Origin of the sequence: Streptomyces sp. CA-135486 (assembly GCF_050936555.1) — a bacterium.
In the GTDB taxonomy this organism is placed as follows: domain Bacteria; phylum Actinomycetota; class Actinomycetes; order Streptomycetales; family Streptomycetaceae; genus Streptomyces.
On the sequence record NZ_JBNJMM010000001.1, the window covers coordinates 1,993,875 to 2,016,075 of the forward strand.

Annotated in this window: 22 protein-coding genes and 1 riboswitch; of the genes, 8 read left to right on the forward strand and 14 right to left on the reverse strand. The window is 70.3% G+C overall.

Annotation, left to right across the window (positions count from 1 at the left end; genetic code table 11):
* Positions 1-28: 28 nt before the first annotated feature.
* Both ACQEVG_RS09030 and ACQEVG_RS09035 read right to left on the reverse strand, forming a co-directional pair.
* Positions 29-1,924, reverse strand: coding sequence for an anthranilate synthase family protein (locus tag ACQEVG_RS09030; RefSeq protein WP_432979637.1), 1,896 nt, complete (start codon positions 1,922-1,924; stop codon positions 29-31).
* 106 nt (positions 1,925-2,030) lie between these two features.
* The gene (locus ACQEVG_RS09035) at positions 2,031-2,108 is read right to left on the reverse strand and encodes a trp operon leader peptide (protein ID WP_432985192.1); all 78 of its coding nucleotides are present in this window, start codon (positions 2,106-2,108) and stop codon (positions 2,031-2,033) included.
* Between the two features lie 190 nt (positions 2,109-2,298).
* Here ACQEVG_RS09035 and ACQEVG_RS09040 point away from each other — a divergent pair, with 190 nt between their 5' ends.
* Both ACQEVG_RS09040 and ACQEVG_RS09045 read left to right on the forward strand, forming a co-directional pair.
* The gene (locus tag ACQEVG_RS09040) at positions 2,299-3,651 is read left to right on the forward strand and encodes a class II 3-deoxy-7-phosphoheptulonate synthase (protein WP_432979640.1); all 1,353 of its coding nucleotides are present in this window, start codon (positions 2,299-2,301) and stop codon (positions 3,649-3,651) included.
* Between the two features lie 149 nt (positions 3,652-3,800).
* Positions 3,801-4,067 carry a (2Fe-2S)-binding protein gene (locus tag ACQEVG_RS09045; RefSeq protein ID WP_432979643.1) on the forward strand — a complete coding sequence of 89 codons (267 nt, stop codon included), beginning with the start codon at positions 3,801-3,803 and terminating at the stop codon, positions 4,065-4,067.
* Between the two features lie 41 nt (positions 4,068-4,108).
* Here ACQEVG_RS09045 and bfr read toward each other — a convergent pair whose 3' ends face one another.
* Positions 4,109-4,588 carry a bacterioferritin gene (bfr, locus tag ACQEVG_RS09050; protein ID WP_405808831.1) on the reverse strand — a complete coding sequence of 160 codons (480 nt, stop codon included), beginning with the start codon at positions 4,586-4,588 and terminating at the stop codon, positions 4,109-4,111.
* Positions 4,589-4,742: 154 nt separating this feature from the next.
* On the opposite strand from bfr, the gene ACQEVG_RS09055 reads away from it, so the two are divergent.
* Positions 4,743-5,375, forward strand: coding sequence for a sulfite oxidase-like oxidoreductase (locus ACQEVG_RS09055; RefSeq protein ID WP_432979647.1), 633 nt, complete (start codon positions 4,743-4,745; stop codon positions 5,373-5,375).
* Positions 5,376-5,406: 31 nt separating this feature from the next.
* Here ACQEVG_RS09055 and ACQEVG_RS09060 read toward each other — a convergent pair whose 3' ends face one another.
* From ACQEVG_RS09060 to thiO, 6 genes are all read right to left on the reverse strand, one after another.
* Entirely contained in the window at positions 5,407-5,898 is a 492-nt protein-coding gene (locus ACQEVG_RS09060; RefSeq protein WP_432979650.1) for a DUF4396 domain-containing protein, read from the reverse strand.
* Between the two features lie 81 nt (positions 5,899-5,979).
* Positions 5,980-6,828: a deoxyribonuclease IV gene (locus tag ACQEVG_RS09065; protein WP_432979653.1), complete on the reverse strand. Its 849-nt coding sequence runs from the start codon at positions 6,826-6,828 to the stop codon at positions 5,980-5,982.
* A gap of 5 nt (positions 6,829-6,833) precedes the next feature.
* The gene (gene pknB, locus ACQEVG_RS09070; protein WP_432979656.1) at positions 6,834-8,804 is read right to left on the reverse strand and encodes a Stk1 family PASTA domain-containing Ser/Thr kinase; all 1,971 of its coding nucleotides are present in this window, start codon (positions 8,802-8,804) and stop codon (positions 6,834-6,836) included.
* 255 nt (positions 8,805-9,059) lie between these two features.
* Positions 9,060-9,854, reverse strand: a complete 795-nt coding sequence (locus ACQEVG_RS09075) for a thiazole synthase (RefSeq protein ID WP_432979659.1) — start codon at positions 9,852-9,854, stop codon at positions 9,060-9,062.
* Positions 9,855-9,860: 6 nt separating this feature from the next.
* On the reverse strand, positions 9,861-10,061 hold the full coding sequence (gene thiS / locus ACQEVG_RS09080; protein ID WP_432979662.1) for a sulfur carrier protein ThiS: 201 nt from the start codon (positions 10,059-10,061) through the stop codon (positions 9,861-9,863).
* Positions 10,058-11,230 (reverse strand): glycine oxidase ThiO, encoded by a 1,173-nt coding sequence (thiO, locus tag ACQEVG_RS09085; protein ID WP_432979665.1) that lies wholly within the window; start codon positions 11,228-11,230, stop codon positions 10,058-10,060. The genes thiS and thiO overlap by 4 nt, the downstream gene beginning before the upstream one ends.
* Positions 11,228-11,339, reverse strand: a riboswitch (TPP riboswitch). Its footprint overlaps the gene before it by 3 nt.
* Positions 11,340-11,447: 108 nt before the next feature.
* Between thiO and ACQEVG_RS09090 the strand changes: the two genes are divergently transcribed.
* The 5 genes from ACQEVG_RS09090 to ACQEVG_RS09110 all read left to right on the forward strand — a co-directional run bounded on the left by ACQEVG_RS09090 (position 11,448) and on the right by ACQEVG_RS09110 (position 15,846).
* A complete protein-coding gene (locus tag ACQEVG_RS09090) occupies positions 11,448-12,671 on the forward strand; it encodes an NAD(P)/FAD-dependent oxidoreductase (protein ID WP_432979668.1) in 1,224 nt (407 codons plus the stop codon).
* 67 nt (positions 12,672-12,738) lie between these two features.
* The gene (locus ACQEVG_RS09095; RefSeq protein WP_432979671.1) at positions 12,739-13,104 is read left to right on the forward strand and encodes an Rv2175c family DNA-binding protein; all 366 of its coding nucleotides are present in this window, start codon (positions 12,739-12,741) and stop codon (positions 13,102-13,104) included.
* A 122-nt stretch (positions 13,105-13,226) separates the two neighbouring features.
* Positions 13,227-13,877, forward strand: coding sequence for a thiamine phosphate synthase (thiE, locus tag ACQEVG_RS09100; RefSeq protein WP_432979674.1), 651 nt, complete (start codon positions 13,227-13,229; stop codon positions 13,875-13,877).
* Between the two features lie 142 nt (positions 13,878-14,019).
* Positions 14,020-14,937: a methylenetetrahydrofolate reductase [NAD(P)H] gene (gene metF / locus ACQEVG_RS09105; RefSeq protein ID WP_432979677.1), complete on the forward strand. Its 918-nt coding sequence runs from the start codon at positions 14,020-14,022 to the stop codon at positions 14,935-14,937.
* A gap of 51 nt (positions 14,938-14,988) precedes the next feature.
* On the forward strand, positions 14,989-15,846 hold the full coding sequence (locus tag ACQEVG_RS09110) for a hypothetical protein (RefSeq protein WP_432979680.1): 858 nt from the start codon (positions 14,989-14,991) through the stop codon (positions 15,844-15,846).
* 52 nt (positions 15,847-15,898) lie between these two features.
* Here ACQEVG_RS09110 and ACQEVG_RS09115 read toward each other — a convergent pair whose 3' ends face one another.
* From ACQEVG_RS09115 to ACQEVG_RS09135, 5 genes are all read right to left on the reverse strand, one after another.
* Positions 15,899-17,410, reverse strand: coding sequence for a phytoene desaturase family protein (locus tag ACQEVG_RS09115; protein WP_432979683.1), 1,512 nt, complete (start codon positions 17,408-17,410; stop codon positions 15,899-15,901).
* Positions 17,411-17,496: 86 nt separating this feature from the next.
* On the reverse strand, positions 17,497-18,153 hold the full coding sequence (locus ACQEVG_RS09120; RefSeq protein ID WP_432979686.1) for a DUF4126 domain-containing protein: 657 nt from the start codon (positions 18,151-18,153) through the stop codon (positions 17,497-17,499).
* A gap of 423 nt (positions 18,154-18,576) precedes the next feature.
* Positions 18,577-19,185 carry a TetR/AcrR family transcriptional regulator gene (locus tag ACQEVG_RS09125; protein WP_404725919.1) on the reverse strand — a complete coding sequence of 203 codons (609 nt, stop codon included), beginning with the start codon at positions 19,183-19,185 and terminating at the stop codon, positions 18,577-18,579.
* Positions 19,186-19,223: 38 nt separating this feature from the next.
* Entirely contained in the window at positions 19,224-21,311 is a 2,088-nt protein-coding gene (locus tag ACQEVG_RS09130; protein WP_432979690.1) for a YhgE/Pip family protein, read from the reverse strand.
* Positions 21,283-22,173, reverse strand: a complete 891-nt coding sequence (locus ACQEVG_RS09135; protein WP_432979693.1) for an ATP-binding cassette domain-containing protein — start codon at positions 22,171-22,173, stop codon at positions 21,283-21,285. The genes ACQEVG_RS09130 and ACQEVG_RS09135 overlap by 29 nt, the downstream gene beginning before the upstream one ends.
* Positions 22,174-22,201: the final 28 nt, after the last annotated feature.

A 22,201-nucleotide genomic window follows, 5' to 3' on the forward strand; every position in this document is an offset into this window, starting at 1 on the left:
CAGTTCGGGGAGGGCGGGTAAGGGAAAATCAGGCCCGGCCCACCCGTGTCGTCGAGGTGAGGAGGCCGTGGATCACCTCGGGCCCCCGCATCGTCAGTACCGACTCCGGGTGGAACTGGATGCCCGCGAAGCCTGTGCCCCGCAAGGCGTGCACCTCCGCCGAGCGGGGATCGCGGGCCACCTCGACCCCGTGCGCCTCCAGCTCCGCCGCCGACGCGTCGTCGCAGCGCGCCGTGAAGCTGTTGTAGAAGCCCACCGTCTCCTCCCGTCCGAAGAAGTCGATCCGCTCCTGCGCCCCCTGGTACGGCGCGTCCTTGCGTACGATCTCCAGGCCGAGCTCGGCAGCCATCAGCTCATGGCCGAGGCAGACGCCCAGCAGACCGTGGCGGTGATCGCGCAGCAGATCCGCCGCGAGCGAGCGCAGGAAGCGCATCTTCGGATCGCCCGCGTCGGCCGGATCGCCCGGTCCCGGACCCAGCACCACCGGTCCCGTGTGCGACAGAGCCGATTCCCGCAGGCCCGGCTCGTCGTACCGACGCACCGTCACCTCCAGGCCGGTGGAGCGCAGCAGATGCGCCAGCATCGCGGTGAAGGTGTCCTCGCCGTCGACGACCAGCGCATGGCCGCTCAGCCGGGCGCTGCGCTCCTGCATCCGCAGCCAGAAGGGCGCGAGGTCGGCGCGGCGGGCGTCGAGGGCGGCCCGTACCCGCGGGTCGTCGGCGAGCTGCGGGCGCTCCGCGTCCTCCCGCGGCCGGCCCGGCCGCACCCCCAGCGCGGTGAGCACACCGGCCGCCTTGGCGTGCGTCTCGGCGACCTCGCCCGCCGGGTCGGAGTGCCGGACCAGCGTCGCCCCGACCGGCACCCGCAGGAAGCCCTCGGCGTCGATGTCGGCCGTACGGATCAGGATAGGGGAGTCGAGCGTCTGCGCACCGGCGTGTCCCTCCCGCCCGCCACCCGCGTTCCTGCCGATCAGCGCGAGAGCCCCCGCGTAGTAGCCGCGCCCGCCCACCTCGTGCCGTTCGATGACCCGGCAGGCGTTCTGCACCGGCGATCCTGTCACCGTCGCCGCGAACATGGTCTCCCGCAGTACGTCCCGTACATCCAGGGAGCTCTTGCCCCTCAACTCGTACTCGGTGTGCGCGAGATGGGCCATCTCCTTGAGCCGGGGACCGATGACGACGCCGCCCATGTCGCCGACGGTGCACATCATCTTCAGCTCCTCGTCGACGACCATGGAGAGCTCCTCGCGCTCCTTGCGGTCCGCCAGGAAGGAGAGCAGCGCCTCGGGAGTGGGGCCCTCGGGCGGATGGCGGAAGGTGCCGCTGATGGGGTTCATCACGACGGTGCCGCCGCTCATCCGGACATGTACCTCGGGGGAGGCGCCGACGAGGGTGCGCTCGCCGGTGTGCACGACGAAGGTCCAGTACGCGCCGCGCTCACCGGCCAGCAGCCGCTGGAAGAGGGCGAGGGCGTCGGCCCGTCCGAAGCCGGGGACGCGGCCGGTATAGGTGCGGCGGATGACGAAGTTCGCGCCCTCGCCGCGGCCGATCTCGTCGTCGATGACCCGGCGGACGATGTCCGCGTACTCCTCGTCGCCGACGTCGAAGGCCCCGTCCTCGACCTGTACGTCGTGGGCGGGAAGCGTCGACAGGACTTCGGCGAGCGGCAGTTCGTACGACTCGTCGGCGACAAGCACCGACAGCGGCGTGCCGTCGTCGCGTACGTCGAAGCCGCGTTCTCTGATCTGGCGGAACGGGACCAGGGCCAGGGACGGGCGGTCCCCGGCCGGGAGGTCGGCGAGCCGCTCGACCTCGTGCACGGCGCCGATCAGGACCTCGACGGTGTCGTGGTCATGGCCGGGCGTGCGCCTGCGCAGCAGGGCGAAGGGCGGGCAGTCGTCGTCCAGCAGTCGGCTGATGAGCATCCGGTGTGTTCCTTCCGAGTGTGAGGAACGGCCGCTGCCCCGGGACCCGGGAAACACTGAAGGCCGCCCCTCGGGCGGCCTTCGCGATCCTGTTGCGCGCGATCAGTCAGTGGGCCGCCGGGTGTGCGGTCCACCACCAGTTCTGGATCGAGTGCGCGAACATGACGCCGACCTTAACGCACATCCCGGGGCGGTGCCGCGGTACGTCCGAGGAACGGACGGGCGCGGCAGCGCGGCCCCGAACCCTGGTCCCCCTGGACGGGCCGGCCCGGGGACATATCGGCCATCGGGTACCGGTAGGGCCGGCATGGACCGCCGTCTCACGTACTGGGCCGGGGCGTGGATGCCGGCGCGGACCCCGTACTGTTGGCTGAGTGACCGTGAACGCTAAGACCACCGCTGTCGGTGGCAACACCTGGCGAGACCTGCCCGCGGCGCAGCAGCCCGAGTACCCCGATGCCGAGGCTCTGCGCGATGTGATCGCGGACCTCGAGTCGTATCCGCCGCTCGTCTTCGCGGGCGAGTGCGACCAGCTGCGTGCCCGGATGGGAGCCGTCGCCAAGGGCGAGGCGTTCCTTCTTCAGGGCGGCGACTGCGCCGAGGCCTTCGACGCCGTGTCCGCCGACCACATCCGTAACAAGCTCAAGACCCTGCTCCAGATGGGCGCGGTGCTCACCTACGCCGCGTCCGTGCCTGTGGTGAAGGTCGGCCGTATCGCCGGCCAGTACTCCAAGCCGCGCTCCAAGCCGACCGAGACCCGCGACGGCGTGACGCTCCCCACCTACCGGGGCGACTCCGTCAACGGCTTCGACTTCACCGAGGCGGCCCGCGTCCCGGACCCCGAGCGCCTCAAGCGGATGTACAACGCCTCCGCCGCGACGCTCAACCTGGTGCGCGCCTTCACCACCGGTGGCTACGCCGACCTGCGCCAGGTGCATGCCTGGAACCAGGACTTCGTGAAGTCGTCCCCCTCCGGGCAGCGCTACGAGCAGCTCGCGCGGGAGATCGACAACGCGCTCAACTTCATGAAGGCGTGCGGCACCGACCCGGCGGAGTTCCGCACGGTAGAGTTCTACGCCTCCCACGAGGCGCTGCTGCTCGACTACGAGGGTGCGCTGACCCGCACCGACTCGCGGACCGGCCGGCTGTACAACACCTCGGGCCACATGGTCTGGATCGGTGAGCGCACCCGCCAGCTGGACGGGGCGCACATCGAGTTCGCCTCCCGGATCCGCAACCCGATCGGTGTGAAGCTCGGCCCGACGACCACGGTCGACGAGGCGCTGCAGTACATCGACAAGCTCGACCCGGAGCGCGAGCCCGGCCGGCTGACCTTCGTGGTCCGCATGGGCGCCGACAAGGTCCGCGACAAGCTCCCGGAGCTGGTCGAGAAGGTCACCGCCTCCGGTGCCACCGTGGCCTGGGTGACCGACCCGATGCACGGCAACACCTTCGAGGCCGCCTCCGGCCACAAGACCCGCCGTTTCGACGACGTGCTCGACGAGGTCAAGGGCTTCTTCGAGGTCCACAAGGCGCTCGGCACGCACCCCGGCGGTATCCATGTCGAGCTCACCGGTGACGATGTCACCGAGTGCGTGGGCGGCGGCGACGAGATCTTCGTCGACGATCTGCACCAGCGCTACGAGACGGCCTGCGACCCGCGACTGAACCGCAGCCAGTCCCTGGACCTGGCCTTCCTGGTCGCCGAGATGTACCGCGACCAGTAGTAACGGATCAACGACGGTGGGGCGCGGATCGATGTGATCCACGCCCCACCGTCATTTCGGGGCTTTTGCGCATCCGATTCTGCGGCTAAGGTTAGGTAAGCCTCACCGATCATCGGGAAAGGCGCCGCCCCATCGATCCCGTCCGGGAGGTGAACCGCGTGTACGTGTGCTCGTGCTTCGGCATCACCGAGAAGCAGGTCAAGGAACACGCGGACGCCGGTGCCTGCACCCCCCGACAGATAGCGTCGGCATCCAAAGCCGGTACCGACTGTGGATCGTGCGTCCGCCGCATCCAGGGGATTCTTGGCCGGGGCAGCTGCCCGCGGCGTGAGCTGCTGGAGCAGGGCGACGGCGCGGCCGTCATGGCCTCCGATCCCGGAACCGGCCCCCAGACCGTGCTCGGCGAAGCGGCCTGATCCGAAGCGACAGCCTGATTCGAGGGGCCTGATCCGAGGTTCTAGCCCTCCGGCTGCTCGATCAGCTGCGCGATGTAGAGCGGCTCACCGAGCTTCTCGATCAGCTCCAGCTGCGTGTCGAGATAGTCGATGTGGTGCTCCTCGTCCGCCAGGATCGACTCGAAGATGTTCGCCGATGTGATGTCGCCCTTGCTGCGCATCACCTCGATCCCGCGCTTGAGGCGGTCGATCGCCTCCACCTCGACCTGCCGGTCCGACTGGAACATCTCGGTCACCGTCTGGCCCACGCGCACATGGAAGAGGCGCTGGTAGTTCGGCAGGCCATCGAGGAAGAGAATCCGGTCGGTGAGCACTTCCGCGTGCTTCATCTCGTCGAACGACTCTGCCCGGGTGTACTTGGCGAGCTTCGTCCAGCCGAAGTTCTCCTGCATCTTCGCGTGCAGGAAGTACTGGTTGATGGCCGTCAATTCGGCGGTCAGCTGCTCATTGAGAAACTCGATGACTTCGGGGTCGCCCTGCATCGCAGAGGCTCCTTCCGCACGTGTGACTGGGCAGGTGGGCGAATCTTCGCACCGTGGCCGGGGGTCGTCCAGTAAGTGCATGCTTAGTACGAGTTGCCCGAATCGGGCCAGACCTGGTCATGACCACCCTTCCCCGTCTGTCACCATTGAAGGCATGGGTCAGCCGGAAAGCCGGGAATACCGCGCATCAGAGGAGTCCGAGCTTCCGCCGGGGCAGCGACTGCAGCGTGGCTGGCCGGTCACTCACTACGGGCCCGTACCCAAGTTCAAGCCGGACCGCTGGGAGTTCAGGGTTTTCGGCGCCACGGCCGACGGCGGCAAGCACTGCTGGAACCACGAGGAGTTCTCGGCCCTGCCGTTCTCGACGGTCGTCGCCGATCTGCACTGCGTGACGAAGTTCAGCATGCTGGGGGCCGAATGGGGCGGTGTCCCCGCCCGTTCGGTCGTGGAACTCGCCCCGCCGGCGGCCAACGCCACCCATGTCATGGTCTGGGCCGAGTACGGATTCAGCGCCAATATGCGGCTCGCCGACTTCGTCTCGGAGCGCACGATCTTCGCGACCCACAAGGACGGCGAACTGCTCACCGCCGAGCACGGCTTCCCGCTCCGCCTTGTCGTGCCGCATCTGTACGCCTGGAAGGGGCCCAAGTGGGTCCGGGGCGTGGAATACATGACCGCCGACCGCCGCGGCTTCTGGGAGGAGCGCGGCTATCACAATCTCGGCGACCCCTGGCAGGAACAGCGCTACTCGTACCAGGAAGAGCCCGGGGACGGCCCCGAGCTCTGAGTCCTGGTGGCCGGGCCGGTGGCCGGCGCGGTCAGTGGTGGTACTGGTGCACCACCGCGTGGCCCTTGCCGCGGCCGATCATCCACCTGTTCACGGGTGTGGTGACCACGAAGGCGACGACGAGCGAGATGGCGAGAACGCCCCAGAACAGTACGTCGGCCAGGTGTGCGTCCATGGCGCCCGGCCAGAGCACGATCACGCCGTTGTCGATCAGCTCCATCACGGCGATGGAGAGCGTGTCGGCGGCGAGGGCGACCCGGACCGCGGTTCTGAAGTCGACTCCGGCCCTCAGCACGCCGCGCAGCGTGAGCGAGTAGCCGAAGAAGAAGGCCAGGACGATCGCCAGGATCATCGTCGGGACGTTTCCCCAGCTCAGTGCGGTGCCGATGACCATGCCGAGCACCTCGCCGATGGCGCAGCCGGTGAGGCAGTGGAGCGTCGCCTGAGCGGCCATGGTCCAGCTGACCCTGCCGTGCCCCTCGGGCGTGTGGTGCGCGTGCTCGGTGTGAGCGTCGTGCTGCATGAAGTGCCCCCAATGTCGGACAGCGGTTCCTGCTGAACAAGAACCGTATACCCCCCAGGGGTATTCCTCTGTGGAGAACTCTCAGCGGAGTTTCTTCAGCCGCGCCACATCCGCCGTGTGCCCCTCCTTGCCACCGGGCGTCTCGATGATCAGCGGTACGCCCTCGGTCGCCGGATGCCGCATCAGCTCCCCGAACGGTTCCTCGCCTATATGACCTGCGCCGATGTTCTCGTGCCTGTCCTTGTGGGCGCCGACCACGTCCTTGGAGTCATTGGCGTGGATCAGCTTGAGCCGGCCCTCGCCGACCGTCTCCACCAGCAGATCCAGCGTCTGCGCCATCCCGTCCGGGCCCGCCAGATCGTGCCCGGCCGCGAAGACGTGACAGGTGTCCAGGCAGACACCCAGCTTCGGATGGGAGTCGAGGGCCTCGAAGTACGGCCCGAAGTCCCAGGTCCTCGAACAGAGCGAGAAGCCCTGGCCGGCCGTCGACTCCAGCAACAGGAACGGGTCGTCGTCGTGTGTCAGCTCGTCGAGCAGCGGCAGCATCCGCTCCCGCACCTGCGCCAGTGCCACCTCGCGGGTCCTGCCCCCGGTCGCCGAGCCGGTGTGCACGACCACGCCCAGCGCGCCGATCTCCCGGCCCCGGCGCAGCGAGTGCCGCAGCGACTCCACGGATTTCTCGGCGGTCGCCTCGGTGTGCGAGCCGAAGTTGATCAGATAGGGGGCGTGTACGTACGCCGAGATCCCGTCGGCGGCGCACTCGGCCCGGAACTTCTCGTCCTGCGCCGGGTTTCCGGCGGGCGTCGCCCAGCCGCGCGGATTGGCCACGAAGACCTGTACCGACTCGGCCTCCAGCTCACGGGCGTAGGCAAGACCGGTGGTGGCGAGGCCGCCGGCCACGGGGACATGGCCGCCGACGGGGTTGCGCATCAGAACTACAGTCCCTTGGTCTTGATGGTGATCGTGCTGCCCTCGGGGGCCTGTTCGCCCGCCGCGACGGACTGGCTCTCCACGGTGTCGCCGAGGAAGGGGAAGCTCTTCTCCACCTTGACCTCGAAGCCCGCGGACTTCAGCTTGTCGGTGGCCTCGTCCGCCTTGTCGCCCACGACATCGGGGACCTCGACCATGCGCGGGCCCTTGGAGACCGTGAGCGTGATGGTGTCGCCGCGGGCCAGCTGAGCGCCCTCCGTCGCGGACTGCTCGGCGATGGTGCCCGCCTCCTGAGGAGAGTTGATCCGCTCGGAGGCGACCTTGACCTTGAAGCCGGCGCCTTCGAGCTCGCTGGTGGCGTCCTCCACCGAGTCGCCGGTCACATCCGGGACATCGACCGGGGCGCCCCGGCTGACGACGAGGGCGACCGCGGAGTCGGGGCTGCGTCCGGTGCCGGCCGCCGGGTCCGTACTGATCACCGAGCCCTGCTCGATCTCGTCGCTGAACGCCTTGGTGATCACACCGGGTGCCAGGCCGACCTTCCGCAGCTCCTGCTCGGCCTTCTTGAGCGGCATGCTCTCGACGTCGGGGACCCTGACGATCTCCGGGCCGCGCGAGACGATGAGCGTCACGGAGTCGTTGCCGCGGATACGCTGATTGATCGCGGGGACGCTGTTGATCACCGTGCCGCGCTCGACCGTCTCGCTGAAGTCGTACCGCACCTTCTTCACGCCGAGACCGGCGCCCTTCAGCTGCTGCCTGGCGTCCTTCTCGGTCTTGCCGATGAGGGCCGGTACGCGGGTGAACTGCCCGGAGTTGATGTACCAGACGCCGGCGCCCACGCCGAGCACGAGCAGGACGGCGACCAGCATCGCGACCATGCCGCGCCGCGGGACGCCCAGCAGGCGGGGCGGCCCGGGCTGGTGCGGCGGCTGCGGGGGCGGCATCACCAGCCGGGCGGTGTGATCCACCGGTGGTTCCTCGCGGGAGATCACCCGCGGGATGACATCCGTACGGTCCTCGGACGAGGAGCGGATCTCGCCCGCGCTCTCGCCGGTCGTCCCGTTCTGCGCCCGGTCCTCGGCCGGATCCTCGGTCCGCGCACCCGGCGGCACCATGTCCAGCTGCTCGTCGCCGAGCGCCGCACGGGCCTCGCGGACCTGCGCCAGCAGCGCCACCGCGTCGTACGGACGGACCTCGGGGTTGCGGGCGGTGGCACTCGCGACCAGCCCGTCGAGCTCGACGGCGAGGCCGGGGAAGAGCGCGGAGGGCGCCGGCATCGCCTCGTTCAGATGCTGGAAGAGCACCTGGGCGGGGGTGTCTCCGGCATGCGGCTTGGCACCGGTCAGCATCTCGTAGAGGACGACCCCGCAGGCGTACACATCGGCGCGGGTGTCGGCCGTGCCGTACTCGATCTGCTCGGGAGCGAGATAGGAGACCGTGCCCAGCACGGTGCCGGTGGTGTTGGTGACCGAGCCGACGGACCGTACGAGACCGAAGTCGGCGACCTTGACCCGGCCGTCGTCTCCTATCAGCACGTTCTCCGGCTTCATGTCCCGGTGGACGAACCCGGCCCGGTGCGCGGCGCCGAGGGCGGCCAGCACGGGCTCCAGGATGTCGAGCGCGGCCCGCGGCTGGAGCGCCCCGCGCTCGCGCAGTACGTCGCGCAGCGTGCAGCCCGCGACGTACTCCATGGCGAGGTAGACGTACGCGCCCTCGGCGCCCTGGTCGAAGACGGCGACCACATTGGGGTGGGCGAGGCGCGCCACGGACTTTGCCTCGCGGATGAAGCGCTCCACGAAGGAGGCGTCGGTGGCGAGGGCGGGGTGCATCACCTTGAGCGCGAGCACCCGGTCGAGTCGGGTGTCGACCGCCCGGTAGACCGTGGCCATACCGCCAACGGCGACGCGCGCGTCGACGCGGTAGCGGCCGTCGAGCACCTGCCCGACGAGGGGGTCCTTGAGGGTCGTATCCACGCGGGAGATTCTACGAGTCACCACGGACAGGCCCGACGCCACAGGGCGAGACCGGGGCCGTACTGCAGCCGAGCTGTGACAGCGGTGGCCTTTTCGGGGGGCTCCGGCTACGGATCCTGGCGCCTCAAACGCCGGCGGGGCTGGATTTTCCAGCCCGTCCGGCGTTTGAGGACTACGCCCGAAGGGCGTACCGGGGGTCCGGGGGCTTGCCCGGTTCGGGAAGGGGCGGCGTGGCGGAAACGCCCCGCCCAGCGGTCAGAACGCCGGGCGTTCCGGGTCCAGGGCAGCCCGTCCCTCGTGCGGCGAGGACGCCTCCGCGAAGTGGCGCCGCGGAATCCGCCCCGCCCGGTACGCGAGGCGGCCCGCCTCCACCCCGTGCCGCATCGCCTCCGCCATCAGCACCGGTTCCTGCGCCCGCGTGACCGCCGACGCCAGCATCACCGCCGCGCAGCCCAGCTCCATCGCCAGCGCCGCGTCCGACGCGGTGCCCGCTCCCGCGTCCAGCACGACCGGCACGCGCGCGTGCTCGACGATCAGCTGGAAGTTGTGCGGATTGCGGATACCCAGACCGGAGCCGATCGGCGAGCCCAGCGGCATGATCGCCGCACAGCCCACGTCCTGAAGCTTCCGGGCCAGCACCGGATCGTCATTGGTGTACGGCAGCACCGTGAAGCCGTCGTCGACCAGCGTCTCGGCCGCGTCGAGCAGCTCGATCGGATCGGGCAGCAGGGTCCGTTCGTCCGCGACGACCTCCAGCTTGATCCAGTCCGTGCCGAGCGCCTCGCGTGCGAGCCGGGCGGTGAGCACGGCCTCGCCCGCGGTGAAGCAGCCCGCCGTATTGGGCAGGACGCGGATGTTCAGCTTCTCCAGGACGGACAGCACGGAGCCCTGGACGGTCGGGTCGAGGCGGCGCATCGCGACGGTGGTGAGCTCGGTGCCGCTCGCGACGAGGGAGCGTTCGAGCACGTCGAGGCTCGGTGCCCCGCCCGTACCCATGATCAGGCGGGAGTTGAAGACGGTGTCGCCGATGGTGAGACGGTCGTCGGCCATGGCTGATCAGCCTCCCTGCACTGCGGTGAGGACCTCGACGCGGTCGCCGTCGCCGAGCAGCGTGCCCGACCACTGGCTGCGCGGGACGACCGCTTCGTTGACGGCGGCGGCGACCCCGGACGGAGCGGCGGTGAGGGCCGCGACCAGGGTGTCCAGGGTGGTTCCGGCGGTGAGCTCGCGGGCCTCGCCGTTCACGGAGACGTTCATGCGGGCTGCTCCAGAGGTACGGGAGAGAAACGGCGTGGCGTGAAGGCGCGGGCCTCGTCCGGCAGCGCGCCGGTGACCAGCAGCTCGGCCAGCACATCGCCGGTCACGGGGGTCAGCAGCACCCCGTTGCGGTAGTGCCCGGTGGCCAGATGCAGGCCGGGCAGCGCGGTCGGACCCAGCAGCGGGGCGTTGTCGGGGGAGGCGGGGCGCAGCCCCGCGCGGGTCTCGGTGAGCGGCAGCTCGGTGATGCCGGGCACCAGCTCGTGCGCGTCGCGCAGCAGCTCGTACACGCCGCCCGCGGTGACCGTGGTGTCCCAGCCGAGCTCCTCGCTGGTCGCGCCCACGACCAGTTCGCCGTTCTCGCGCGGCACCAGATAGACGTTGCTGCCGCGCACCACGGCCCGCACGGTCCGGGAGAGGAAGGGCGCGTACGTGGGCGGCACGGTGAGCCGCAGGACCTGGCCCTTCACCGGCCGTACGGGAGGCAGTACGTCCGCCGGTACGCCGCCGAGCCTGCCGCTGAGGCTGCCGCCCGCCAGGACGACCTGATCCGCGGTGAGCTCGGCGCCGTCCGTCAGTACGGCCCCGGCGGCCCGGTCCCGTACCACGGAAAGCCGCTCCGCCCAGCCGCGGTGGAAGACCACCCCGGCCCGTTCGCAGGCGGTCAGCAGCGCGGCCGCCAGCCGTCGCGGATCGATCTGGTGATCGCCGTCCACCCGCAGGCCCCCGCGCACGCCGGGTGCGAGCATCGGCTCGAGACGTCTGCATTCGCGGCCCGTCAGCCACTCCGACTGCAGGCCGGACTGCCGTTGCAGGGTGTGCAGTTCACGCAGATGCGCGCGGTCGTCGGCATCCAGCGCGACGGCGAGTGTCCCGCAGGCGCGGTGGCCGAGGCGCTGCCCGCTCGCCTCCTCCAGCTCGGCGACGAATGCGGGATAGCGTCTGGCGGACTCCAGATTGAGACCGAGCAGCATCTGCTCGCCGTAGTGCAGCTCAGTGACGGCGGCGAGCATGCCCGCGGCGACCTGCGCGGCCCCGCCGCCCGGCTCCGGATCGGCCACGGCGACCCGCAGTCCGCGCTGTGCCGCGCGCCAGGCCGTGACCAGGCCGATGATTCCGCCCCCGATGACGAGGACGTCTGAAGCGCGCGTTTCGGAAATACGCGACATGGGCGTCCAGCCCCTCCCTTCGCCGGCATGACCCGGATCAGGTTCGTACGGTCGGAGGCCGCCAGCCTCCCTCTCAGCCCGGTGCGTCCGGGCTCCCGCGAGTGCCTTACGGGGGCCACCCTAACCCCAGCCATCAACGCGCAGTAAGGGAGTGCGGGGTGAGCGGCGTCGCGGATCCGGGCTTCCTGACGGATCGTCAGATCGTTAAGGTTGCAGGGTGAGCGAGCAGCAGCAGACAGCACAGGGTGGGCGCCGCGTGGTCGTCGTCGGCGCGGGAATGGCCGGCGTGCAGACCGCGGTGGCGCTGCGCGAGCAGGGCTTCACCGGACCGGTCACCCTGATCGGCGCCGAGCCCCACCAGCCGTACGACAGACCACCGCTCTCCAAGGCGATCCTGCTCGGCAAGGCGGAGGGGTCGGCCTTCGAGGTCGACTTCGAGGCGCTCGACATCGAACTGCGGCTGGGCTGCGAGGTGACCGGCGTGCGCCCGGTCGCGCATGAGCTGGACACCGAGGCGGGGCCCGTCCCGTACGACGTCCTGGTCATTGCCAGCGGCGCCGAGCCGATCACCCTGCCCGGCGCCGGAGGTGTCCCCGGCGTCCATCTGCTGCGCACCCTCGACGACGCCGAGCGGCTGCGCCCCGTACTCGCGCAGCAGCACGACGTCGTGGTCGTCGGCGCGGGCTGGATCGGCGCGGAGTTCACGACGGCGGCCCGGGAGGCGGGCTGCTCCGTGATCGTCGTCGAGGCCGCCGACCGCCCCCTCGCGGGCGTCCTGCCCGCCGAGGTCGCCGCTCCGATGGCCCACTGGTACGCGGAGTACGGCGCCGAACTGATCACCCACGCGCGCGTGGCCGGCATCGAGCCGGGCACGGTGATCCTGGCGGACGGCCGCCGGCTCCCGGCCGGGGCCGCGGTCGTCGGCATCGGCGCCCGCCCCGCCACCGGCTGGCTCGCGGGCTCCGGCATCGAGCTCGGCCCGGACGGAGCAATCACCGCGGACGAGTATCTGCGCACCTCACTGCCCGATGTGTACGCGGTGGGGGACTGCGCCTCCTTCCCGTCCGCGCGCTACGGCGAGCGGCTGCTCGTGCACCACTGGGACAACGCCCTGCAGGGGCCGCGCACGGTGGCCGCCAATGTCGTGGGCGAGGCCCCGCAGGTCTATGACCCGGTGCCGTATTTCTGGTCCGAGCAGTTCGGCCGCTTTGTGCAGTACGCGGGCCATCACGAGGCCGCCGAGACGATGGTGTGGCGGGGTGATCCGGCGGCCGCCTCCTGGACGGTGCTCTGGCTGCGCGAGGGTGCGCTGGTCGCGCTGCTCGCCGTGGGCAGGGCCCGTGACCTGGCGCAGGGGCGCAAGCTCATCCTGTCCGGCGCGCGGCTGGATCCGGATCTCGCGGCAGACCCGTCCGTCCCTCTGAAGGCGGCGGCTGTCTAGGGGGCAGCGAGGTGCCGCGCGAGGGGTCCGGCTACCGACTGTCAGTCCGGGATGGCACGCTTGTCCTGTGACCGAGATTGACGCAAAAATCGATGCTCTCGTCCCCGCCTGGCTCCACCTTCCCGACATCGCGGAAATGCTCGATGTCGAGGTGACACGCGTACGGCAGCTGGTCAAGGAGGGCCAGCTGATCGCCGTGCGCCGCGGTGAGAACCGGGCGCTTCAGGTGCCTGCCGCCTTCATCGACGGCAACAAGGTGGTCAAGGGTCTCGCCGGGACCCTGACGCTCCTGAAGGACGACGGCTTCACCGACGCAGAGATGCTTGAGTGGCTCTTCACCCCCGACCCGACCCTGCCTGGCACGCCCGCGCAGGCGCTCAGCGAGAATCGCGGCACGGAGGTGAAGCGCCGTGCCCAGGCGCTCGCCGTCTGACGTCCGGACCTCCTGATGTCACTTCCTGGCGTCACGGGGTCCTGAAGACAACACCACGCGGTGTGCGGACGGGGGCCGAGCGCCCCTGCCCGCACACCGCCCACCCAACGGGGGAATCACCCATGCCCACGGCTCGTGAGCTGCTGTCCGACGCCCGGCTCTATCTCTGCACGGACGCCCGGAAGAAGCAGGGCGACCTCGCGGAGTTCCTGGATGCCGTGCTCGCCTCCGGGGTCGACATCGTGCAGCTGCGCGACAAGGGCATGGAGGCGGCCGAGGAGCTCGAGCACCTCCAGGTCTTCGCGGACGCCTGCCGTCGGCACGGCAAGCTGCTCGCCGTGAACGACCGCGCGGACGTGGCCCACGCCATCGGCTCCGACGTGCTGCATCTGGGCCAGGGCGATCTGCCGGTCCCGGCCGCCCGCGCGATCCTCGGCGACCAGATGCTGACCGGCCGCTCGACGCACGCGGAGTCCGAAGTGGATGCGGCCGTCGCCGAGCCCGGCGTGGACTACTTCTGCACCGGACCCTGCTGGCCCACCCCGACCAAGCCCGGGCGGTACGCCCCGGGACTCGGCCTCGTGCGGTATGCGGCGGGGCTGAAGACCGACCGGCCGTGGTTCGCGATCGGCGGGATCGACGCGGGCAACCTCGACGAGGTGCTGGACGCGGGCGCGCGCAGGATCGTCGTCGTACGGGCCATCACCGAGGCCGACGACCCGGCCGCGGCATCCGCGTCCTTGGTCAAGCGCGTCCGGGAGCGCGACGCTTGAGGCGCCATGGACGGCGCTTGAAGGGGGCGCGGTGGACAGCGGGAAGCGCATAACTGTCCGAGGGGTGGACATTAGGCAGACAATACGGACATATTCCCTGGTTCTGGTTGGGTGACCGTCGAGCCCTGGATAACCTGCAGTTATGGCCCTCGGAACTGCTTCCACCAGGACGGATCGCGCACGGACAGTGCGCGAGCTGCTCGCAACCGGCAAACCTTCCTACTCTTTCGAGTTCTGGGCGCCCAAGACCGAGAAGGGCGAGCGGAACCTCTGGAACGCGCTCCGCAGGGTCGAGGCGGTCGCCCCGAACTTCGTCTCCGTGACCTATGGCGCCGGCGGCTCGACGCGCGCCGGCACCGTCAAGGCCACCGAGCAGATCGCTGCCGACACCACGCTCACCCCGGTCGCACACCTCACCGCGGTGAACCACTCCATCGCCGAGCTGCGCAACATGATCGGCCAGTACGCCGACGCCGGGATCCGCAACATCCTCGCCGTCCGGGGCGACCCGCCCGGCGACCCGATGGGCGAGTGGATCAAGCACCCCGAGGGCGTGCGGTACGCGGCCGAGCTTGTCCAGTTGATCAAGGAGTCCGGTGACTTCTGCGTCGGCGTCGCGGCCTTCCCCGAGATGCATCCGCGCTCGGAGGACTGGGACACCGACACCCGGCACTTCGTCGACAAGTGCCGCGCCGGCGCCGACTACGCGATCACGCAGATGTTCTTCCAGCCCGAGGACTATCTGCGGCTGCGCGACCGGGTCGCGGAGGCAGGCTGCGAGACCCCGATCATCCCCGAGGTCATGCCGGTCACCAGCGTCAAGCAGCTCGAGCGGTTTGCCCAGCTCAGCAATGCCTCGTTCCCGCCAGAGCTGAAAGAGAGGATCCTCACCGTCAAGGAGGATCCCGCGGCTGTACGCTCCATTGGCATCGAGTTCGCAACGGAGTTCTGCGCACGTTTGCTCTCCGAGGGTGTCCCCGGACTGCATTTCATTACGCTCAACAACTCCACGGCGACGCTCGAAATCTACGAGAATCTCGGACTGCACGAGCAGTCGTGATCGGTCGTACCCGCCCCCACCCCGGGCGGTGACCGAAGGAGAGGGGCGGGCATGGGCTGGACGGTCCTCTACATCGCGTTCGGCATCGTCGCGCTGTGGCTGCTCGGCGAGGTGCTCTTGCAGTACAAGGCGCGACTGCGCTGGCGGCTGCTCGCGTTCGCCGGATTCCTCTGCGTGGTCGTCGGCGTACTGCTGCCCTCCGTCGCGGTGATCGCGCTGGGCGCGATAGCCTTCGCCGTCGGCCAGACGTATGTCACGCTCTCCTTCCGCCGCGGCTTCTCCACCGGCTGGGCGCTCGGCGGCAGTCCGGGCGTGAGCCGCCGCCGCAAGTCCGGCGCCGGGCCGTACGAGGCCGTTTCGGGCGAGCCCACACTCGAGGTCTCGGACCTCTCCTACGAGCCCACCGCAGCCGGGCCGGAGCCGGTCTACGAGCCGGAGCCGGTGTACGAGCCGCAGCCGCTCCCGGACGACACCGGGCAGTACGGCGTCTACAGCGACCAGGCCTACGCGGCGGCCCAGCAGCAACAGGACCAGAGCCAGAGCTACGGCCAGTACGGCGGCTTGTACGACACCTACTACTCCGGATACGCCCAGCAGCCCTCCGGCCAGGAGAGCTACGCCGGGCAGTACGACTACGGAAGCGGGCAGCAGCAGTACGCCACCTACTCCGATCCGTACGTGGGCGGGCAGCAGTACAACACGTACGACGGCTACGACAGTTACGGCGGCCAGCAGCAGTACGCCGACCCCTACGCACAGCCTCAGTACAGCGAGACGCCGCCCGGCGGAGTGTGGGTGCCCCAGCAGCGCGACGGCGAGCAGCAGGATCCGCCGATGCCGCCGGAGCAGCCCTCGCCGTACGGCTACGACACCGGGTCCGGGTACAACGAGCAGCAGTACCGCTACTGACGCCTACTGACGACCAGCCGGCCACGGTCTGAAGGTCCGCGGTGAAAGGCCCTCACTGAGAGCCGCGGAAGTCCGCGCCCTCCACGATCAGACCGGCCACCAGCGCCCCCGACATCCCCGCGTGCGCGAGAGAACCGCCCGGGTGCGCCCAGCCGCCGGCGAAGTACAGCCCGGGCAGCGGCGACCGGTTGGCCGCGGGCAGCAGCGCGCCGCGCGCACCGGCCAGCGCCGGGCCCGGCACCTGGTACATGCCCGTCTCGCGGAAGGTGTCGGCCGGGGTGCGGACCTCGCGCCACAGCAACCGCTCCCGCAGCCCGGGTATTGCGGCCTCCGCGGCCTCGGTCATCCGGTCGGCGAAGGCATCGGTCAGCCGCGGCTCGCCGCCCCACAGGTTCTCCGAGGAGAACATGCCGCCGGCCGGCACGGTCGCGGTGACCGTCACCGACTCATGGTCCCCGTCGGGGCGCAGCCGCTCGTCGTCAGGACGCAGCACCGCGACGGTCGGCCGGTCGGGAAGCCTGGCCCCCGCCAGGGCGTCCAGCTCGTCCGCCCGGTCCGCCGAGTGCACCAGCGTCCGGTGCACGGTGTCCGCGGGCCGCGCGCCCCGCAACGCCAGGCACACGGTGACCCGTCCGGTCCGCACCGCCGACTGACAGCGGGGCCACTCGTCCTGGCTCTCCCAGCCGATGACCTGGTCCCGGTAGAGGGCGGGCACGGGCGCGCCCGCGACCACCTGGTCCGCCTCGATCAGCAGCCCATCGGCCAGCTCGACACCGGCCGCCCGGCCGTCCTTCTCCCGTACGCCGGTCACCTCGGCGCCGAAGACGAACTCGACCTTCCGGGCGAGGCACCGTTCGTACACGGCGTCAGCGAGCGCGCGCATGCCCCCGCGCACGTACCAGCTGCCGAAGGTCTGCTCCATGTACGGCAGCACGGCGGCGGAGGCGGGGGCGGTGACCGGATCCAAGCCGTACGACAGGGCGTAACTCTCCAGCAGCGCCGCCAGCCTCGGATCGGCCAGCTCGCGCCGGCCCACCTCGGCGAGCGTCTTCGCCGAGCGCCGCAGCAGCCCGGACCTGAGCGCCGGGTACGGCTCCCGCTCCAGCGGGGACAGGTCGGCGGGCAGGGGCTCCTCGAGCAGGGGGCGCCGGGTGCGCTCCCAGGCCTCCCGCGCGCGGCCCAGGAAGTCGCCCCATCGCGCACCCGCGCCTGCCCCGAGCGCCGCGTCCAGCGCGGAGACGATGCCGGCCCGCGAGGCGTTCGGCAGGGACACCGCGGTGCCGTCGGCGAAGACATGACGGCTCGCCGGGTCGACCTGGACCAGCTCGACGCACCGCTCCAGCGGCTCCTTGCCGGTCTTCACGAACAAGTCCCGCCAGACGGCGGGCAGATGCAGCAGAGCGGGACCGGTGTCGAAGCCGAAGCCCTCGCGCTCGAACCGGCCCACCGCGCCGCCATGGGTCGCCGAGTGCTCGTACACCGTCACCCGGTGGCCTGCCACGGCCAGCCGGGCAGCAGCCGCCATGGCGCCCATCCCGGCGCCGATCACCGCAATCCGTGCCATGTCAGCGACTTTATCCGCCGCCACTGACAACCGGTCCGGGCGGTCCCGTGACCAGGGCTCGGGTCAGCCGGAGTCCGGCGAGCGGATCACCAGGGGGGTGGCTGGGCCGCTCGGCTGTCGGCCACCTCGTCGGACGGCCGCCTGGGGGTGGGCGCCCGGTAGTCGCGGCCCTCGCGGCGCTGCGCCCTGCGGCGCAGGAACCGGCGGATCCTGCCGGCGAGGAAGGCCAGTACCGCGATCCCCAGCAGAAGCAGCGTCCCTGCGATGATCGCGGCCGCAAGCGGATGGAAGACCGCGAACGAGATGATCCCGGCGACGCCCAGATCCTCCGCCGTGCTCAGCGCGATATTGCTGAACGGCTCGGGGGAGGTGTTCACCGCCATCCTCGTGCCGGCCTTGACCAGATGGCTCATCAGCGCGGCCGAACCGCCGACCGCACCGGCCGCGAGCTCCGGCAGCGAGCCGTTCTCCCCGGCCAGCAGCGCCGCCACAACCGCGCCCGCCACCGGCCGGATCACGGTGTGCACCGAGTCCCACACCGAGTCGGCATACGGGATCTTGTCCGCCACCGCCTCACAGAGGAAGAGCACTCCGGCCACGATCAGGACATCGGTGCGCTGAAGCGATTCGGGCACCTCGTCGGTGAGGCCGGTCGCACCGAAGATGCCGAACAGCAGAACCACCGCATAAGCGTTGATCCCGCTGGCCCAGCCGCACGTGAAGACGAGAGGGAGTACGGACACGGACGCGATCGTAACCAGTCGGCCGCCCGCGCGGGTGGGGATGAGCACGGACGACTGAGTATCCGTACCTAGTGGGCGAGATGAGTACGCGCGCGGATGGGGCCTCACCTGCGTAGACGGAAGAGTGGAGACCACGGAAGGGGCGCAGCGCCGGTACCGCCGACACGGGGCGGCGGAACGGCGCGGCTCCCCTGACGGAACGGGGGTGCACGACGGAGAACCCACTGACCACGGGTTCTCCGGCCCCACGGGGGACAACGGGGCAAACGGGGGACAACGGGGGCACGGGGGAAACACGCCGGTCCGGCGAGGCTCGGGGGGATCGAGCCTCGCCGGACCGGCACTTTTCTGTCCGCCGCGCGCCGTCAGGCGCACTGCCCCCCCCGCTGTCGGGGGACTTCCGGAGCGCGCGCCGAGCGAGCCTCAGCGGCCGCTGACCCGGCCGTGCAGCAGCCGCGACAGGGCGGAGTGCACATCGTCGAGCGACCGCTCCGGCTGGAAGGCCTGCCAGTCGAGCGCCGCCACCAGCACCATCCCGACCAGCGCGGCCGCCGTCAGCGGAATGTCGATCTCCTCGCTCAACTCCCCGTTCTCGACGGCTTCCCGGAGCACGTTCTCGACGACCGCCACCGCCTGCTGCCGCACCACGAGCAGGGTCGACTGCCAGGCCCTGTTGGTACGCCACAACTCGGCGACGTACAGCTGGGTGAAGGCCGGATAGCGGTCGATGAACCCCAGACCGGCCCTGATCATCGCGTCCAGTGCCTCGACCCTGCTGCCGCCGCGCTCCGTCGTCTCGTCGGCGGCGGACTGCAGCGACGAGGTGAGCAGGCCGACGCCGAACCGCAGCAGCTCCTCGAAGAGCTCGGTCTTGCTCTTGAAGTTGTAGTAGACCGTGCCCTTGGCGACCCCGGCCCGTTCGGCGATCTCGTCCACCGTCGTGGCGGAGAACCCCTGCTCGGCGATGAGCGTCACCGCCGCCTCGTAGAGCTTCGCCCGGGTCGCCCGGCGTCTGGTGCTCGTGCTGTCCATGCCGTCCATGGCGTCGATTCTCACAGGTCCGGCCGTTCTCACAGACTCAGCTCCGGGTGCAGCCTGTCGAGCGTCCACACCTGCTTGCGCCGTGCGGAGACGGCCGTGAGCGCCAGCGCGCCCGCGGTGAAGGCGGTCAGCACCGTGCACGCCTGCCAGACCGGGCCGAGCCCGCCGCCCGTGATGAGAATGCGCAGAGTCTCGACCACGTACGTCATCGGGAGGAAGGGGTGGATGGCGTTGAAGAATCCGGGACTGGTCTCCACGGGGTACGTGCCGCCGGCCGAGGTCAGCTGGAGCATCAGCAACGCCAGTACGAGGATCCGTCCCGCGGCCCCGAAGCGGGCGTTCAGCCACTGGATGATGGCCGCGAAGCAGCAGGTGACGAGGGCGAGGAAGCCGATCGTCCCGGCCGCGTGCGTCATCTTGAGGCCAATTCCCCAGTGCAGTACGGACATCAGCGCGCCGACCTGCACCAGGCCGATCGCGGCGACGGGCAGCCAGCCGGCCACCGCGATCCGCCAGGCGGAGGCGCCGGCGGCCAGGGCGCGCCGATTCAGCGGCTGGATGAGCATGTACGCCACCATCGAACCCACCCAGAGGGACAGCGGGATGAAGTACGGGGCGAAGCCGGTGCCGTAGTTGGGTGCCTTGTGCAGAGACTGGCTGGCCAGCCTCACCGGGTCGGCCATCACCTCGGTGCGGCGGTCGCGGTCGTTCTTGTCGTAGTCGGGGATCTTGTCGACGCCGCTGTTGAGCCCGCCGGCCAGCTCGGTCGAACCGTCGGCGAGCTTGAACATGCCGCCGTCCAGGCTGTTGGCGCCGTTCTTGAGCTTGCCGACACCGCTGTCGAGATCCGTGGAGCCCGTCTTGGCGCTGCTCAGTCCGGTGTGCAGCTTGTCCGCGCCCTGCGCGACCTTCCTGGCGCCCGAGTTGAGCTCATTGATCTTGCGGACGGACGACTCCAGGTCCTCGTCGAGGTGCGGTGACCGCTTGGCCAGGTCGTTCGCCTTCTTCTGCAGATCGGCGAGATGGCCGTCGAGCTTCTTCAGATCGCCGTTGTTGTTCTTCACCAGGGCGTTGACGTCGTCGGCGACCTTGGAGACATCGGAGGCCGTGACCTTGGCGCGCTTGAGGGCGGGGCAGGTGGTCGGGTCGGGCAGCAGCGCGTCCTCGCAGTGCGTCTTGTAGATGGCGCTCAGCTCGTCGGCCGACTTGTGGGCGAGGGCCGCGGAGCCGGGTGCGGTCTTCACGAGGATGTCGAGGTTGTGGCGCACCGCCTGGGAGGAGTCGGCGACCAGCCGGGCCGTGTCGCCGATCGCCTTGCCGTTGTCCTTGAGGTACGGACGGACGTCGGCGGCGATCCCGTTGACCTTGTCGGCCAGTACCTGGGTGCCGTCGGCGACCTGCTGGGAGCCGGACTCGAGGTCGCCCGCGCCCTTGTTGAGCTTGGTCAGGCCGCCGGCGAGCCGGCCGCTGCCGTCCTTGGCGTCCTTGAGCCCGTCCGCGAGGTCCTTGGAGCCCTTCTTCGCCTTGCCGATCCCGCCCTTGAGCTGGTCGGCGCCCTTCGCCGCCTTCTCGGTCGCGTCATGGATGTCGGAGAAGGAGATGAAGATCCGGTCGAGGAAGGAACGGGCGGTCTTGGTCGAAGCGGCGGTGCGCACCTCGGAGAAGACCGTCCGCGAGATCTGCCCGACGATGTAGTTGTTGGCGTCGTTCGTACGGACCTGAAGGGCGCCGGTCTCGGGGGCGTCGCCGGAGCTGGACGCGATGCGCTTGCTGAAGTCCGTCGGCATGGTGAGGGACAGGTAGTACGACCCGTCCTCGACGCCCTTGCGGGCCTCGGCGGCACTCACCTCGTGCCATTCGAAGACCTCGCTCTCGCGCAGGCCCTTGGTGAGATCGTTGCCTGCCGCGATCTTCTTGCCGGCGGCGGTGGCTCCCTTGTCGGCGTTGACGAGTGCGACAGGGATCCGGTTGAGCTGTCCGTACGGATCCCAGAAGGAATACAGGTACAGCGCGCCGTACAGCAGTGGGAGCAGCAGGATCGCGACGAGTGCGGCGCGCGGCAGCTTCCCCCTGCCGAACCGCTTCAGCTCAAGCGCGGCCAGTTTCGGCGAGCGCATCGGCCGTCCCCTCCTCGGTGGTGTCCTGGTCGGTGTCCGTGGACGCGGCGCCAGGCGTGGCTTCAGTTGTGTGGGCGGGCGCGGCGCCAGGGGTGGCGTCGGGCGCGGCTTCGCTCTTCGGAGCGGCGGGGCCGGCGGGGGTGGGTGTGGCGGCGACCGTGCGGACCGCCGTCGTGCCTTCGGGCGCCTGGCTGCACACGGCGAGCACCGTCGTGCCCGACTCGGCGATCGAGCGCAGCAGCTTCCAGGCGTCGGCCCGGTCCGTGTCGGAGAGCTTGAGGTCGGCGTCGTCGACGGCGAGCAGACGCGGCCGGCCGATCAGCGCGAGGGCGACGGACAGGCGCAGTGCCTCCAGCCGCTCCAGATCGCGTACGGCCGTGCGCTCCGCCTTGGGGAGCGCGGCCAGGTCCAGCCCCGCCGCCTCCAGCGCCTCGTCGATACGGCCGCGGGTCGCGGCTGCGCGCTCGGCCCGGGGTCGCAGCAGAGCGCGCAGCGAGCCGTCGAAGTGGCGTTGCAGCAGGGCCCGTTCACGCAGATGCTCGGCGACGGTCAGCGCCGGATCTAGCTCGCTGACGCTCGTCACCGGGCCGAGCGCGCTGATCCGGCGTACCGCGGCCATCTTGCGCGGCAGCGGCAGACCACCGATCTCGGCATGGCCCTCGGTGGCGCGCATCCGGCCGGTGAGCGCGAGCAGCAGGCAGGTCCGGCCGGAGCCGGAGGGACCCTCGATCGCGATGAGCGAGCCGGGTTCCGCCTTGATGCTCACCGAGCGGAACGTCCAGCCGCGCGGGCCCTTGAAACCGAAGTTCTCGGCGGTGACGGCCGCCCCGTGGCTGCCGTCGGGGCTGACAGAGCTGCCCACGTTCCCCCCTACTTTTTGAACTGACTGG